Source organism: Pseudomonas sp. 3296 (assembly GCF_031456615.1).
GTDB classification, from domain to species: Bacteria; Pseudomonadota; Gammaproteobacteria; order Pseudomonadales; family Pseudomonadaceae; genus Aquipseudomonas; species Aquipseudomonas mucoides.
Window position 1 is genome coordinate 662975 of record NZ_JAVDUY010000001.1, and the last position, 15368, is coordinate 678342.

A 15368-nucleotide genomic window follows, 5' to 3' on the forward strand; every position below is an offset into this window, starting at 1 on the left:
CCGACGTTGACTGACACGCTCAGACGGACGGTAGTGAGCGATGGGATTAACCGATTCAGGACACGGAGCTGTCTAGCAAAAGGGCGCCCAAGAAGCTGGCAATAGGCCTCATGCTTTTTTAAGAGTTTTTATCGACCATCCCATACGAAATGGATCTAAACCACGAGTGACGCGGGCTCTAAGGTGAAGTGTACGAAGTTGTCGTCGGGTTTTGCCGAGGCACTCGTCTGACAGGACGTGCAACGCTCTGCCGTCATGGAGATATGCAGGCAGGCATCAGGAAATAACAAAAAAGGCGGTCAAGCCATGTTCAAACATTCGAAAGTACGTCAAGCCGGGCTCATTCTTTTCGCCACCACGCTGTTGTTGATTTTGCCGAATCTGACCAAGGTGATTGGCTAGTCGGTAAATAAAACGGTGTCAGGTATTTATATCGTCATTCCAAAAATGTGACTGGCCCGCTACCCGGGCCAGCGTGGGTGTGCCAACCTTTGGGCACTTCCACGACATGGACGACGATCGATTGAAAACGCTCACTCTGTTCGGGGCCTTGCTGCTCAGCACGCCTCTGTTTGCCGCACAGCTGAACCTCGAGCTGGGCGCGACCACTCGCACCTGGCAGACCGAAGAACTGCTCAAGCACCCGCAAGTCCAGTCCCTCCATATTGCTGACGACGTTTCCTACAAACGGAACATGAGTTATCAAGCGGTGCCGCTGGCGGCGCTGTTGACCGGCATCAAGCCTGATGACCATGTGCAAGCCGTGGCGCTGGACGGATTTGCCGCCGAGTTGGCCGCAGCGCCTTTGCTCAATACCCAAGGTGCGCGGGCGTGGCTGGCGATTGAAGACCCGGCCAAACCGTGGCCAGCGTTGTCAGAAGGCAAGCCGAGTGCCGGGCCGTTTTATCTGGTCTGGACGGATCCGCAGGCTGGCAATATCAGCCCGGAACAATGGCCGTTTCAGGTGTCCAGCATCAAGCGCCTGGCGCCGGTGGCTACGCGTTTCCCTGCCCTGCTGCCTGATCCGGCGTTGAAGGCGGACGATCCGGTGAATCAAGGCTTTGCGTTGTTTCAGAAGAACTGCCTGGCGTGCCATCGATTGAACGGTGCCGGGGATGCGCAGTTCGGGCCGGATTTGAATATTCCGTTTAGCCCGACCGAGTATTTCGGGGCTGATTTTCTGAAGCGCTACATTCGAGATCCGCAGAGCTTGCGCCAGTGGCCTCAGGCGAAGATGCCGGGTTTTGCGCCGACGGTGTTGCCGGAGGCGGATCTGGAGATGCTGGTGGGGTATTTGAGGCATATGGCTGGGCGCAAAGCCAAGCCCTGATCCCATTCGATCGTTCCCACGCTCTGCGTGGGAATGCAGCCCGTGACGCTCTGCGTCACATCAAAAGCCGAACGCGGAGCGTCCGTTGAGACGTTCCCACGCGGAGCGTGGGAACGATCAGTGTGCCGGTTTACTGCTGTTGGACGGAGATAACCGGCGCAGGCATCGGCGTCGGCGACACAAACACCTTCGCATGCATCTGCTCACACCCGCCGCCCCGACGCATTCCGCGCACCGGACAAGCATCCAGGTAATCCAGGCCCACCGCCAGTTTCAAATGGCGCTCGGGCCGGTCCAATTCATTGGTCACATCGAAGCTGTACCACGCATCATCGAGCCAGGCTTCCGCCCAGGCGTGACTGGCCAGGTGTTCGCTGTTCTCACTGTACAGATAACCCGACACATACCGCGACGGAATGCCCAGGCTACGCGCGCACGCGAGAAACGCGTGGGTATGGTCCTGGCAGACACCGGAACGTCCGGCAAAGGCCTGGGCTGCGCTGGTGTCGACTTCGGTGGAGCCCGGCGTGTAGGTCATGTGCTGGTTCAGGCCATGCATCAAGTCGATCAGTGCGGTGCGATCCCGACGGGTCTTGCATTCCTTTTGCGCGAACGCTCGCAAGGCTTCGTCGGCTTCGGTCAGCCGGGTGAAACGCAGGAACGGCAGCGCCGACTGGCTCTCATGCTCGGCTTCGCGCAGCTCATCGATATCCACCTGACCACGGGCGCCGATGATGATCGCCTCGTGCGGCTCATCCATGGTCAGTACATGCAGGATGTTGCCGAACGGATCGAGTTGCGCGCGCACCGGGCGCGGCAGGTCGAGTTGCCAGCTGAGCACGTGCTGGCGCTCGCTGTCATGGGGTGTCAGTCGCAAATACTGGATGCTCGCCCGCACCTGATCTTCATAGTGATAGGTGGTTTCGTGGCTTATGGAAAGTCTCATGCAGCCTCCAGGTAAGAACTGTGAATGGCGTTGCCCAACTGGCGCACCAGCGGGATGAATTCGGTCAGCCAGGCGTGCAGGCCTTCGTCGAGAATTTCGTTGATACCGGTGTAGCGCAGGCGTGCGTCGATCTCGGCGGCCAGGCGCTGCGCGGGGCGGCCGTTGGCACCCGGCAGGCTGGCGAGAATCTGGTCGATTTCTTCGGTGCATGCGCGCAAGGAACGCGGTACATCGGCGCGCAGCAACAGCAACTCGGCCACATGCCGGGCACCGGGGGCGTCGCGGTAGATCTCGGTGTAAGCCTCGAACGACGACAGCGCTCGCAACAAGGCGCTCCACTGGTAATAAGCGTGCGCCGTGCTGTCACTGACCGCTTCGGCTTGATCACCGGCCATTTCGTAGCGTGCATCGAGCAGGCGTAGCGTGTTGTCGGCCCTTTCGATAAACGTCCCCAAACGAATGAAGCGGAACGCATCGTTACGCATGATGGTGCCGTAGGACGCACCCCGGAACAGGTGGGAACGCTCCTTGATCCACTCGCAAAAACGGCTCATGCCATAGCGACTCAAGCCCTGTTCGGCGATGCCGCGAATTTCCAGCCAGGTGGCGTTGATGTTTTCCCACATGTCGGCGGTGATTCGCCCACGTACCGCATGGGCACTGGCCCGCGCGGCGCCGAGGCAGCTGTAGATGCTTGCCGGGTTGGCCGCGTCCAGGGCGAAGAAATGCAGCAGCCGCTCAGCGTGCAATTCGCCGTGGCGCTCCAGGTAATCCTCCAGGGTGCCGGTGATCAGCAACGGCATGGCCAGTTCGTGCAGCCCGTTGCCGCGACCATCCTGCGGCATCAGCGACAGCGAATAACTGATGTCGAGCATCCGTGCGAGGTTTTCCGCCCGCTCCAGGTAACGCGACATCCAATACAAATCCGAGGCAGTTCTACTTAACATGGCAGGCTTCCTTCAATCCTCGACCACCCAGGTGTCCTTGGTTCCGCCACCCTGGGAGGAATTCACCACCAGGGAGCCTTCACGCAAAGCAACACGGGTCAAACCGCCGGGCACAACCCGGGTTTCGCGGCCAGACAATACAAACGGACGCAGGTCGATGTGGCGTGGCGCAATGCCGTTTTCGACAAAGGTCGGACAGGTCGACAGAGACAACGTCGGTTGCGCGATGTACGCGTGGGGCTTGGCTTTGATCCGTGCACGGAACGACTCGATTTCCGCCGCCGTCGCCGCCGGCCCCACCAGCATTCCATAACCGCCGGAGCCCTGGGTTTCCTTGACCACCAGATCCGGAAGATTGGCCAGTACGTGGGACAGTTCGGAGGGATTGCGACACTGGAACGTCGGAACGTTCTTCAGGATCGGTTCTTCGTCGAGGTAAAACCGGATCATGTCGGTGACAAACGGGTACACCGACTTGTCGTCCGCCACCCCGGTGCCGATGGCATTCGCCAACACGACGTTGCCGGAACGGTACGACGACAAGAGCCCCGGAACGCCCAGCATCGAATCCGGATTGAACGCCAGCGGATCGAGAAACGCGTCGTCGAGGCGCCGGTAGATCACGTCGACAGCCTTCGGACCGTCCGTGGTGCGCATGAACACCTTGTCATCGCGCACAAACAGGTCCGCGCCCTCCACCAGTTCGACCCCCATCTCCCGAGCCAGAAAGGCATGCTCGAAAAATGCGCTGTTGAAGCGACCCGGCGTCAGCACCACCACGCTCGGGTTATCGATCGGGCTGGAGCTTTTCAGGGTATCCAGCAGCAAATTCGGATAGTGATCGATAGGCGCAATGCGTTGCGCCGCGAACAGTTCGGGGAACAGGCGCATCATCATCTTGCGGTCTTCGAGCATGTAGCTCACGCCGCTTGGTGTACGCAGGTTGTCTTCGAGCACGTAGTACGTGCCGTCGCCGTCGCGCACCAGATCGACGCCAGAGATGTGCGAATAGATATCCCGGTGCAGATCCAGCCCTTGCATCGCCAACTGGTATTGCTCGTTGGCCAGCACTTGCTCGGCCGGGATGATGCCAGCCTTGATGATGCGCTGCTCGTGATAGAGGTCGGCAAGGAACATGTTCAGTGCCTTGACCCGCTGGATGCAGCCGCGCTCGACGACCCGCCATTCGCTGGCAGGAATGCTGCGGGGGATGGTGTCGAAGGGAATCAGGCGCTCTGTCCCCTGCTCGTCCCCGTAGAGCGTGAAGGTAATCCCGGCGCGATGAAATAGCAGATCGGCCTCGCGTCGCCGTTGTGCCAGAAGCTCGTCAGGCGTTTCGGCCAGCCAACGGGCAAACTCCCGATAATGCGGGCGGACCTGGCCGCCGGCATCGTACATTTCATCAAAATAGGTGCGGATCATGCCGTACTCCTTGTCACCCGGACATCTAGGCTTCGCAAGGCCCGTGCCAGCGGCAGAAACGCTTTTATATCAATCGGTTGGATAATCGCCCCGTTTGCACCGCACCATTCCTGTGCAGCAAACGCCCCAACCTGACAGCCCCCGCTTCATTGCAAGGCGACGTGGTCGCCTATCACCAGCATAGTCAGAGTTGATTTCACCGCCCTGCCGCCGTTGCGGATAATCCGCGCATTCGCTGGAAAAACAGCCCGAACTTCCCTTTAGCCGCCTGCTCTGGCGGTTTTTTTTTGCGCCGGATTCTTGTTTCAAGGTTTTGCCGTACCTGGTTTACCGCCCCACACACTAAAACGGCCAACCCGAAGGTCAGCCGTTAGTGCGTGTCACTGTTCATAGGATTATGCGAGTAGCCCTCGTACCTCCTGCTTGACGCCCCATCCTTCGATGATGCCGCCCAGAGGCTCGACCACCGCCTCGAAGCCTTGCTCGAAATCGCCGATGTCATCGTAAGTGGCGTACATGACTTTGCTCAGTTCGAGCGCCCATGCACCGTCGTCGCGCACACTGATTTGCGCATTCAGGGATTCGCCACGGTAATGACCTGCTGCTCTGCGGGCCCGCTCCTCGTCGGGAAAAATGGCGTAGAACTCGATGGGGTGGAATCTTGAAAAGTCGAAACCGCCTTCTTTCATGCGGCGCAGCACCGAGCTGCTGATGTCTTCTTGATAGGCTGTGCTCATGAAACGTCCCCCTCATAGTGATGGATAGACTTTCCGTATTCCCGGCACGCGCAACCGAGTGGTGCGCGCGATGCGGCAACCTCGTTGCCGGTGGGAAGCAAGCATGTAGCTGACAAGACCAGACCTTAGCGATCCGTTCGCTGATCTCGTTTGCAGAGTAGCCTCAAGAGAGAGCCGCTGCCAAGGCCTGGATGAGAATGAGACAGGCGAGGTTCAGATTGGCGTGATGCCGAGGATTTGTATGCTGTTCTGGGCTTTGAGGCTTTTGACGGTCGCATCGGGGGTTCGCCCTTCCAGATCGTTCAGATCCAGTTCGGCGGCGACAGGCAGGAGTCGGGCCTTGATGAGTTTGGCGGCGTGCTCATTGTCTGGGCACTCGTCGCACTCAAAGACTTCATCGACTGTTTCACCGTGATCATCCACGAAAGTGATTTTCCACTTTTGCATCAGTGCCTCCTCGATAAAGCCCATGGATGGGCTTACATGCATCTGGACTTTTGCGCTGACTGATCGTTCAAACGAATTGCGGTGTTCTGACAGGAAACCCGTTGCCTTTTTTGTAGGAGTGAGCCTGCTCGCGATAGCAATCCGTCAGTCAATAATCATGTGACTGATACACCGCTATCGCGAGCAGGCTCACTCCTACACCGGGGGTGTACAACCCTTAGTCGTTGCTTGGCTTGTTCACCGCTTGCAGTACGTATTGCGGCAAGGCGAACGCGCCGATGTGGATTTCCGGGTTGTAGTAGCGGGTGATGATGCCGCTGCCGGCGAAACGCTGTTGCAGGGTTTCACGGGACAATTTGCGATAAGCGGTATTGGTCGCACCCCAGGCGAATGTCATCGAGCCACCGATGTAGGTCGGCACGGCCGCCTGATAGAAGTGCCAATCCGGGAACAGGCTGCGCAGGCGCCCGGCGGTGGTTTTGACTTCTTCGATCTGCATGAACGGGGTGCCGTTCTGGGTGACCAGGATACCGCCCTCGTTCAGGCAGCGATGGCAGGCCTGGTAGAAGTTTTCCGAGAACAGTACTTCACCCGGACCGATCGGGTCGGTGGAGTCAGAAATGATCACGTCGAACTTTTCAGTCGTGGTCGCGACGAAACGCATGCCGTCATCGATCACCAGGTTCAGGCGAGGATCTTCGAACGCACCTTTGGAGTGGTTCGGCAGGAATTCCTTGCACATGTCGACCACGGTGCCGTCGATCTCGACCATGGTGATGTGTTCGATGCTGCGGTGCTTGGCCACTTCACGCAGCATGCCGCCGTCGCCGCCACCGATGATCAGCACGCGCTTGGCGCTGCCGTGCGCCAGGATCGGCACGTGGGTGAGCATTTCGTGGTAGATGAATTCGTCGGCTTCAGTGGTCTGGATCACGCCGTCCAGCGCCATCACCCGGCCCATGCGCGGGTTTTCGAAGATCACCAGGTGTTGGTGTTCGGTGCGCACTTCGTGCAGCAGTTTTTCCATGCGAAAACGCTGGCCATAGCCTTCGTAGAGGGTTTCCAGGTATTCGCTGGCAGGGGTAGTGCTCATGGGAAGTGCTCCGATGAATGCGGGTGGCAACGGACGGTTACCCGCCCATGATGGTCAATCGATCAGCTCGATTAACCAGGAAAGGCGCGCATTCTACGTCGCGGAAGATGACAGGTCGAACCTCACTTGATGAGTCGACACAATCCCCTGTGGAAAGTGTTGGGTCAGATCCGGACATTGCCCCGTGGCCCGGCGATGGCCCAGATGATCAGACCCAATACCGGCAGGAACGCGATTAGCAGCACCCAGAGGACTTTCATCCCGGTGGTGGCGCCACTTTTTATCACGTTGATGATGGCCCAGATATCCAGCACGAAAATGATCAAGGCGACCAGGCTGTTGAACGTAGAACCCATGGTGACGCTCCCTAAGAGTGATATGCACCCTTAGGATAGCCGGGCCTCGCGAGGGTTCCGCTTTTTAAACGTGAATCGCGATCTTTAGCGCTTCCAGCGACGGCGCAGCGGTGATGCCGACTTCGGCACACAGCTCCAGCACGCGCGGCACGTCATTGCCGTAGACCAGCACCACTTGCAGCTCGTCGTCGAGCAGCTGGCTGAAGTTCATCAGCGTGTAACCGCCGTTTTCCTTGTTCATGCTGCCCATTTGTACCTGAATGCGATTGAGTGCGGTCAGGGCTTCGGTCTTGGCCAGTTGCTTGGGTTTGATATTGAAATCAACGCCAGGGCCGAACGAGGCGACGATCTGGGCGAACAGGTCCATGTAGGTGTCGGCCTGGAACAGCACCGTCTCCGGCAGACTGCCGACCACCACCCATTCACCCAACGGGATCGGGAAGGTGTCGTCGTAGTTGATATCCGGGTTGGCCGTGAGGAAAGCCTGCGGATCGGCGTAGGCTTGAGCCGCTTCGTCAGCAACTTTCAGGATTTCATCATCGCTCATGCACCCGGAGCTGATTTTGCTGATGAGTTCGACGAGTGCGGCTTTCATGAGGCGGATCCTGTAGCGAGTGAATTTTGAGGGCGCGAAGGATAGCGCATTCGCAGAAAGTTACCGAGCGTGGGGAGACCTGTGGCGAGGGAGCATGCCCCTCACCACGAAGCATCAGCCCAGCAGTTTTTCCAGCTGCGCGGTGGTGTCGACGGCGCCCATCGTTTTCGCGGCATCGAGGGCCGACACGCCGTTGGCGTCCTTGGCTTTCGGATCGGCCCCTTTGCTGATCAGGTAGTCGACGATGGCGACGCGGTTGAACATCGCCGCCATCATCAGCGCCGTACGGCCATCAAACGATGAACCTTCCACTTGCGCGCCGCCCTCGACCAAGGCCGTGACCACCGCCAGGTCGCCCTTGAATGCGGCACCGGCAATCGGGCTTTGGCCGTTGTCGTTGCGGATTTCCGGGTCGGCCTTGTGTTCGAGCAAGACTTTCACGGTATCCACGTGGCCGTGGTAAGCGGCCAGCATCAGCAAGGTGTCGCCCTTGTGGTTACGCAGGTTGGGCGGCAGGCCTTTGGTCAGCAGTGCAGCCATCATGGCCGCATCGCCCTCGCGCGCCTTGTTGAATACCTGTTCGGCAAATTCAGCGGCTTCTTCGGGGGTCATCTGGCGGCTTTGATCTGACATCGGGGGCTCCCTGTTCGGTTATTCGCAAAGCCGACAGTTTCCCGAGCAGCCCCCGCGCTGTCACTTGTTTTTTCTCAAGGGCCACCATAGGCACATTCAATAGCGGTACTTGCCGCCGTGAATATCCGCCAGCACCTGCTCGGTGACCTGCACGTAAGTCTGGGTGCCGGGCAGCCAGGCGTAGATCGGGTCATCGCCGGTCTTGCCCGGGTCGAAGGCTTCGTCCTTGAGCCGGGTCTTCTGGTATTTGAAGGTCCCGGTGGTCTCCATTTTCACTTTCACCCGCAGAAACAACGGCACCGCATAGGTCGGCATTTGCTGGCGAGCAAACTCCAGCAGTTCGCTGAAGTCCAGGGTCGCCAGGGATTCGGCCGGAGTAATCGCCGCCATGCCGGCACGCCCGTTGGTGTTCTGGACTTCCACGCCATACGCCACAGCCTCCGCGATGTGCGGGTGTTGCAGGAGGATGTTTTCCACTTCCGTGGTCGAGACGTTCTCGCCCTTCCAGCGGTAGGTGTCGCCCAAGCGGTCGACGAACTGTGCATGGCCGAAACCAATGTTGCGCAGCAGGTCACCGGTGTTGAAGTAACGATCGCCCTTCTTGAACACGTCATGCAGCACGACTTTTTCGGTCTTTTGCGGATCGGTGTAGCCGTCCAGTGGCGCCTTGTCGTCGATTCTCGCCAGCAACAAACCTTGCGCGCCCTTGGGCACTTTGTTCATGAAACCCTTGTCGTTGCGAATCGGCTGGCCGCTGTCGTGGTCGTAGGCCACCAGCTCCCAGGCCATCAGCGAGAAGCCGATGGTGTGGTCAAAGTTGAGAATGTTGGTGAAGCCGATGTTGCCGTCGCTGGCCGCATACAGTTCACAGATATGCTCGACGCCGAAGCGGGTCTTGAAGGCGTCCCACGCGCCGGGGCGCAAACCGTTGCCGATCATCTTCGTCACGCCATGCTGGCTGTCTTCGGCGCTGGTAGGTTGATCCACCAGATAACGGCACAACTCGCCCACGTATCCGAGGGTGGTCGCGTGGTATTTGCGTACGTCATTCCAGAACTGGCTGGCGCTGAATTTGCGGCGGATGGCAAAGCCCGAAGCACCGTTGATCGCCGAGCCCCAGCACACGCAGAGCCCGGTGGCGTGATACAGCGGCAAGGTGCAATAGACGATGTCGTGCGGCTGCATGTCCAGGGCGATCAGGCCGAAACTGGCGGAACTGCGCATCCAGCGCCCGTGCTTGAAGACGCCGGCCTTGGGCAACCCGGTGGTGCCCGAGGTATAGATGTAGAAACAAGGATCGTCGAAAAAAACCTGCTGGCTGCTGACAGGGTTTTCCTCGGACGCGTCGGCACTCGCCGCCACCAGATTGATGAAACCGTCGGGGGCAACGCCTGGATGGTTGCAGGTGTCTTGATCGGCGACGAACCAGGTTCGCGCCGGCGCGATGGACACCCGCTCGCGGACCTGGGAAAACGCCGGGACCAGTTCGCCGCCGACAATGATCGCCACGGGAGCTACCAAATTCAGGCTGTGCGCGAGGGTATCGCGGGTTTGCGAGGTGTTAAGCAACGCGCTGATCGCGCCGACCTTGGCCACGGCCAGAATCGTCACCAGCAGTTCCGGACGGTTCTCGAGGAAGACCGCGACCACGTCACCCTTGCCGATGCCTTGGGCAATCAGATGATGAGCAATGCGATTCGCCCACAGGTTGACCTGCGTATAAGTCAGCGTCACGTCGCCCTGCAGTAACGCGGGGCCATCGGGATTACGCAACGTCGCCTGTTCGAAACACCAGCCCAGGCCACACGGTTGGGTCGGATCCTTGACGTTGGCGACTTTCAGGCCCTTCACCACGCGGGGAATGGCTCTGGCGATCGTTGGCAGTTTGCGGAGCATCATGCCCCAGGTAATCGTGTCGTTTGGCCTGCGTTTCATCTGTGCTCCCGCTGATTTTTTTATTGTCGGGCGGCGTTCCATGAGCTCGAAAATACGTCAGCGGTTCTTGGCCTGTACACGCGGTTTTTGCAATGTTTTGTATCCGCAACCCGGATAAACGAACGATGAACCTCGAGGTGCGGATTGGTTCCATCGAAGCAGCAACAATCTTTCAAAATGCAGGATGCACGATGGCCATTCATGCAGATTGCACGAAATCGAAAATCCGACAGAAAATTAACTCATTGATTTACATGGATTTTATTGAATTCAAATACTGGCACAATCACTGCAACTACCTCTCCATGCTTGCCAATCTCGTGCAAACGGAGCTGATAGACATGAGCCTGATCCAAGAAAAATTTACCTCCCTGTTCTCCAACTTCGAAGTCACTACCCAAGCGCGTCCTGACGGCGGAATTTTGCTGACCTTGCGCAGCAGCGAAGGCCGTGTGTTCAAGCGTTCGATTTCCTACCAGCAATTGCACGCGGGTGATCAGTTGACCTGGGTGATCAGTGCGATTCGCCGTGACCTTGCCGAACAGGCGAGTGAACTGCCGCAGATCTCCATGCTGCAAAGCCAGCAACGATTTGCCTTGCCGACTTATCACACGGCGTAAATCGTTGCAGTGCTGAAAACAAACAGGCCGTGAGCTTTCGCTTCACGGCCTGAGTTGTTATGTGGTGTGCTTTATAAGGTGGAGGGGTTGATGCGCGCGAAGCTGTCGACGGTCAGATGGCCTGCCAGTTCCCCACCCTCTCGCGCCAGCCCGCAGGTCGCCATCCCGGCCGTGCGTGCAGCGTCCAGCTCTTCGACGATGTCGGACAGAAACAGAATCTGCGTAGGCTCAAGCCCGATGGCCTGAGTGATGCGTTGGTAAGACTGCGTTTCCCGCTTGGGCCCCGACGTGGTGTCGAAATAGCCGCTGAACAGTGGCGTCAAATCCCCCGCCTCGGAACAGCCGAAAATCAGTTTTTGCGCCTGGATCGAACCCGAGGAATAAACAAACAGTAGATAGCCTTCCTGATGCCAGCGCTTGAGCGCTTCAACGGCGTCCGGGTAAACGTGGCCCTTCAACTGCCCGGCCTGATAACCCTGCTCCCAGACCATGCCTTGCAACGCCTTGAGAGGCGTGGCTTTGCGGTCTTCGGCGATCCAGCTCAGCAGAATGGCGATCACCCGCTCGACGTCGGCATCCGGCTCGGCGCTGTCGCGACGCACGGCCGACAGTTGCTCCGCCACATCGGCGCGCGCGGCGTGCTGACGGACAAACTCCGGCAGGTTTTTCGCGGCGTACGGAAACAGCACGTCGAACACAAAACTCACCGCGCTGGTGGTGCCTTCGATGTCGGTGAGAATCGCTTTGATCGGCATCGGTTCAGTCCTCAAGACGCGGGAAGCGGCTGGCGATGTCTTCGCCGGTGAAGTTGGCCACCCAGCCGTCAGGGTTGTTGAACAGGCGGATCGCGACGAAATGCGGATGCTCGCCCATGTCAAACCAGTGCGGCGTGCCGGCCGGCACCGAGATCAGGTCGTTCTTTTCGCACAGCACCGCGTAGACGTAATCGTTGATGTGCAAGGTAAACAGGCCACGACCCGCCACGAAAAATCGCACTTCATCTTCGCCATGACGGTGTTCGTCGAGGAACTTGGCGCGCAGTTCGGCTTTTTGCGGGTGATCGCTGTTCAGGCTGATGACGTCGACCGTGATGTAACCGCGCTCGGTCATCAGCTTGTCGATCTGCTCCTGATACGCGGCGATCACTTCTTCCTGACTGGCGCCGGGCTGGATCTTCGCCGCCGCTTGCCAGCGGTCGAAACGCACGCCCTGTTCGGCCAGGGTCGAGGCGATGTCTTCAAAATGGGTCAGCACCTTGTTCGGCAGGTCAGGGCTTGAGACGTGGTAAACGGACAGGCTGCTCATCAGGACAACTCCTTAACGGTTCATGCGTTACGGTTGAAGAGCGCGCGCATCTTCAACTCGCACTCGAACAAAAATTCAAAGGCCTCGATCTGCCGCAGCGCATCACTCATGCGCGCGCCCCAGGTGTAGAGGCCATGGCCGCGAATCAAGTAGCCGACGCAATCGGGATGGGCGTCCAGCCAAGGCTGAACCTTGGCGGCGAGGCGCGCAATATCCTGATCGTTGTCGAAAATCGGCACGCGCACCCGGGATTCGTGGGTCGATACGCCACTGAAGGCTTTTTGCAGTTCGTAGTCTTCGAACTCGATGAAATTTTCCGGGGTCAGGCGCGACAGCACCGTGGCGTTCACCGAATGGGTGTGCAGCACCGCGCCGATGTCCGCGCGCCAGCTATACAGCTGGGTGTGCAGCAGGGTTTCGGCGGACGGCTTTTTACCCGGTTCCAGGCTGTTGCCTGACAAATCGGTGGCGAGCACATCGTCGAGCCCCAACTGACCTTTGTGTTTGCCGGACACCGTCAGCAGCGCTTCGCTCGGCGACAGACGCGTCGAGTAGTTGCTGCTGGTGGCCGGTGACCAGCCACGGCCATACAGAAAACGCCCGGCGTCGATGATTTCCTGGGCGAGGTGTTCACGGGTAAGGCTCATAGCCTGTCCTCTTGCAGTCGTGTGGCAATGATAACGGCAGCCGCCAGGGCTGCGAGGCTTGCAATACTAAAGGTCAACGGTGCGCCGAGGGCATTCCAGCTGTAACCGGAATACAACGCGCCCAATGCGCCGCCGGTGCCGGCCAGCGCGGCGTAAAGCGCCTGGCCCTGCCCTTGCTGGCGTGCGCCGAAACTACGTTGCACGAACTGGATGGCAGCCGCGTGAAAGCTGCCGAACGTGGCCGCGTGCACCACCTGGGCAAACAGCAACACCCAGAGAAATTCGGCAAACGAACCAAGCAGCACCCAGCGCAGGGCGGCCAACAGGAAGCTCACCAGCAGCACCCGGCGTACCGAGAAGCGCGCGAGGATTTTGCTCATGGCCAAAAACATCAGCACTTCAGCAACCACGCCGACCGCCCAGAGCATGCCGATCACGCCGCGGCTGTAGCCCAACCGTTCAAGGTGCAGGGTCAAAAACGTGTAATACGGGCCATGGCTCATCTGCATCAGCGCCACGCAGACATAAAACGCCAACACGCCGGGGCTGCGCAATTGCTTGAGAAACCCGTCCCCCGCTTCACGAAGGCCCTGAACTGGTTGGGCATTCGGCACCCACAGGCTGCTGACGACGATACCGGCCATGATCAACACCAACGCCACCGGATAGATGTCGAGGCTGAGCCATTCGAACAATCGGCCCAGTAACACCACGGTGATGATGAAACCGATGGAGCCCCAAAGGCGAATCTGGCTGTAGCGAGAGGGCTGGCCTTTCAAGTGCGCCAGGGTTATGACTTCGAACTGCGGCAATACCGCGTGCCAGAAGAACGCATGCAACGCCATCACCATCGCCAGCCAGGCGTAGGTCTTGCTGACGAAAATCAGCGAAAACGTCAGCAGCGTACACACTGCGCCGAAGCGCACGATGGCCAGGCGCCGGCCCGTGTAATCACCCAGCCAGCCCCAGATGTTCGGCGCGACGCAGCGCATCAGCATGGGAATTGCCACCAGTTCGCCGATGCGCGCGCTGGAAAACCCCAGGTGATCGAAGTACAGCGCCAGAAACGGCGCCGTCGAACCGAGCAAGGCGAAATAGAACAGATAGAAACTGGAGAGCCGCCAGTACGGGAGCGCCGCCACGCTCGTCAGACCGCAGCGGCGTTAAGGTCAGCCATTAAAGCTGACCCAGCACCGGTGTGCTCACGCGCACATCGGCGTTCTGACCACGGTGACGCAACAGGTGATCCATCAACACGATGGCCATCATCGCTTCAGCGATGGGCGTCGCGCGGATGCCGACGCACGGGTCGTGACGGCCCTTGGTGATGACGTCCACCGGGTTGCCATGAATGTCGATGGAACGGCCCGGCGTGGTGATACTCGACGTTGGCTTCAGCGCCAGATGCGCGACGATCGGCTGACCGGACGAAATACCACCGAGAATGCCGCCGGCATTGTTGCTGAGGAAACCTTCCGGGGTCATTTCATCGCGGTGTTCAGTGCCGCGCTGGGCAACACTGGCGAAACCGGCGCCGATTTCCACACCTTTCACCGCGTTGATGCTCATCAGCGCATGGGCCAGCTCGGCATCGAGGCGGTCGAAAATCGGCTCGCCGAGGCCAGGCATCACGCCTTCAGCCACCACGGTGATTTTCGCGCCGACCGAATCCTGGTCGCGACGCAACTGGTCCATATAGGCTTCCAGCTCCGGGACTGTGTCCGGGTCAGGGCTGAAGAAAGCGTTCTCTTCCACCGAATCCCAGGTCTTGAACGGAATTTCAATCGGGCCGAGCTGGCTCATGTAGCCGCGAATGACGATGCCCTGGGTGGCCAGGTATTTCTTGGCAATTGCGCCAGCCGCTACGCGCATCGCGGTTTCCCGGGCCGAGCTGCGACCGCCGCCACGGTAATCACGCTCACCGTATTTATGGTGGTAGGTGTAGTCGGCGTGGGCCGGGCGAAACAGATCCTTGATCGCCGAGTAGTCCTTGGACTTCTGGTCGGTGTTGCGGATCAGCAGACCAATGGAGCACCCGGTGGTGCGACCTTCGAACACGCCAGAGAGGATTTCGACTTCGTCGGCTTCCTGGCGTTGCGTGGTGTGACGGCTGGTGCCGGGCTTGCGGCGATCCAGGTCACGCTGCAAATCCTCCAGAGAAATCTCCAGCCCCGGCGGGCAGCCGTCGACAATGGCGACCAACGCCGGACCATGGCTTTCGCCCGCGGTGGTGACAGTGAACAGCTTGCCGTAGGTATTGCCGGACATGCAGGACGCTCCGTGAAATAGAACCTGAATACGTAATGCGCGCCAGTATACGCAGGCTACCCAAGTAGTTCATCCTCGAACCTTATG

17 protein-coding genes are annotated in these 15368 nt (G+C 59.2%); 2 read left to right on the plus strand and 15 right to left on the minus strand.

Annotated features, from left to right (window positions below; all coding sequences use genetic code 11):
- Window positions 1-508 precede the first annotated feature (508 nt).
- The gene (locus J2X66_RS03155; protein WP_310260714.1) at window positions 509-1330 is read left to right on the plus strand and encodes a cytochrome c; all 822 of its coding nucleotides are present in this window, start codon (window positions 509-511) and stop codon (window positions 1328-1330) included.
- Window positions 1331-1460: 130 nt separating this feature from the next.
- Here the strand turns inward: J2X66_RS03155 and J2X66_RS03160 are convergent, their stop codons facing one another.
- The 10 genes from J2X66_RS03160 to J2X66_RS03205 all read right to left on the minus strand — a co-directional run bounded on the left by J2X66_RS03160 (window position 1461) and on the right by J2X66_RS03205 (window position 10441).
- Complete coding sequence (locus J2X66_RS03160; protein ID WP_310260717.1) at window positions 1461-2276, minus strand: transglutaminase family protein; 816 nt, start codon at window positions 2274-2276, stop codon at window positions 1461-1463.
- Window positions 2273-3223, minus strand: a complete 951-nt coding sequence (locus J2X66_RS03165) for an alpha-E domain-containing protein (protein ID WP_310260720.1) — start codon at window positions 3221-3223, stop codon at window positions 2273-2275. The genes J2X66_RS03160 and J2X66_RS03165 overlap by 4 nt, the downstream gene beginning before the upstream one ends.
- Window positions 3224-3235: 12 nt before the next feature.
- Window positions 3236-4645 carry a circularly permuted type 2 ATP-grasp protein gene (locus J2X66_RS03170; RefSeq protein ID WP_027922514.1) on the minus strand — a complete coding sequence of 470 codons (1410 nt, stop codon included), beginning with the start codon at window positions 4643-4645 and terminating at the stop codon, window positions 3236-3238.
- 395 nt (window positions 4646-5040) lie between these two features.
- A complete protein-coding gene (locus J2X66_RS03175; protein ID WP_027922513.1) occupies window positions 5041-5382 on the minus strand; it encodes a ribonuclease E inhibitor RraB in 342 nt (113 codons plus the stop codon).
- 213 nt (window positions 5383-5595) lie between these two features.
- On the minus strand, window positions 5596-5829 hold the full coding sequence (locus tag J2X66_RS03180; protein WP_310260726.1) for a hypothetical protein: 234 nt from the start codon (window positions 5827-5829) through the stop codon (window positions 5596-5598).
- Window positions 5830-6046: 217 nt separating this feature from the next.
- Window positions 6047-6922, minus strand: coding sequence for a polyamine aminopropyltransferase (gene speE / locus J2X66_RS03185; RefSeq protein ID WP_310260728.1), 876 nt, complete (start codon window positions 6920-6922; stop codon window positions 6047-6049).
- Between the two features lie 164 nt (window positions 6923-7086).
- On the minus strand, window positions 7087-7278 hold the full coding sequence (locus tag J2X66_RS03190) for a PLD nuclease N-terminal domain-containing protein (protein ID WP_310260732.1): 192 nt from the start codon (window positions 7276-7278) through the stop codon (window positions 7087-7089).
- 64 nt (window positions 7279-7342) lie between these two features.
- Window positions 7343-7873, minus strand: a complete 531-nt coding sequence (locus tag J2X66_RS03195) for a hypothetical protein (RefSeq protein WP_310260735.1) — start codon at window positions 7871-7873, stop codon at window positions 7343-7345.
- Window positions 7874-7987: 114 nt separating this feature from the next.
- Window positions 7988-8506 (minus strand): ankyrin repeat domain-containing protein, encoded by a 519-nt coding sequence (locus J2X66_RS03200; RefSeq protein ID WP_027922508.1) that lies wholly within the window; start codon window positions 8504-8506, stop codon window positions 7988-7990.
- A gap of 96 nt (window positions 8507-8602) precedes the next feature.
- Window positions 8603-10441, minus strand: coding sequence for a long-chain-acyl-CoA synthetase (locus J2X66_RS03205; RefSeq protein WP_310260738.1), 1839 nt, complete (start codon window positions 10439-10441; stop codon window positions 8603-8605).
- A gap of 341 nt (window positions 10442-10782) precedes the next feature.
- Here J2X66_RS03205 and J2X66_RS03210 point away from each other — a divergent pair, with 341 nt between their 5' ends.
- Window positions 10783-11061, plus strand: coding sequence for a DUF3509 domain-containing protein (locus J2X66_RS03210; RefSeq protein ID WP_027922506.1), 279 nt, complete (start codon window positions 10783-10785; stop codon window positions 11059-11061).
- 71 nt (window positions 11062-11132) lie between these two features.
- Here the strand turns inward: J2X66_RS03210 and mtnC are convergent, their stop codons facing one another.
- From mtnC to aroC, 5 genes are read right to left on the minus strand one after another with little or no spacing between them, the layout of a single operon-like run.
- Complete coding sequence (gene mtnC, locus J2X66_RS03215) at window positions 11133-11816, minus strand: acireductone synthase (protein ID WP_310260743.1); 684 nt, start codon at window positions 11814-11816, stop codon at window positions 11133-11135.
- Window positions 11817-11820: 4 nt separating this feature from the next.
- Window positions 11821-12366, minus strand: a complete 546-nt coding sequence (locus tag J2X66_RS03220) for an acireductone dioxygenase (protein ID WP_310260746.1) — start codon at window positions 12364-12366, stop codon at window positions 11821-11823.
- 20 nt (window positions 12367-12386) lie between these two features.
- On the minus strand, window positions 12387-13013 hold the full coding sequence (locus J2X66_RS03225) for a methylthioribulose 1-phosphate dehydratase (RefSeq protein WP_310260749.1): 627 nt from the start codon (window positions 13011-13013) through the stop codon (window positions 12387-12389).
- Window positions 13010-14155 (minus strand): MFS transporter, encoded by a 1146-nt coding sequence (locus J2X66_RS03230; RefSeq protein ID WP_310260752.1) that lies wholly within the window; start codon window positions 14153-14155, stop codon window positions 13010-13012. The genes J2X66_RS03225 and J2X66_RS03230 overlap by 4 nt, the downstream gene beginning before the upstream one ends.
- 34 nt (window positions 14156-14189) lie before the next feature.
- Window positions 14190-15281, minus strand: a complete 1092-nt coding sequence (gene aroC, locus J2X66_RS03235) for a chorismate synthase (protein ID WP_310260755.1) — start codon at window positions 15279-15281, stop codon at window positions 14190-14192.
- Window positions 15282-15368: the final 87 nt, after the last annotated feature.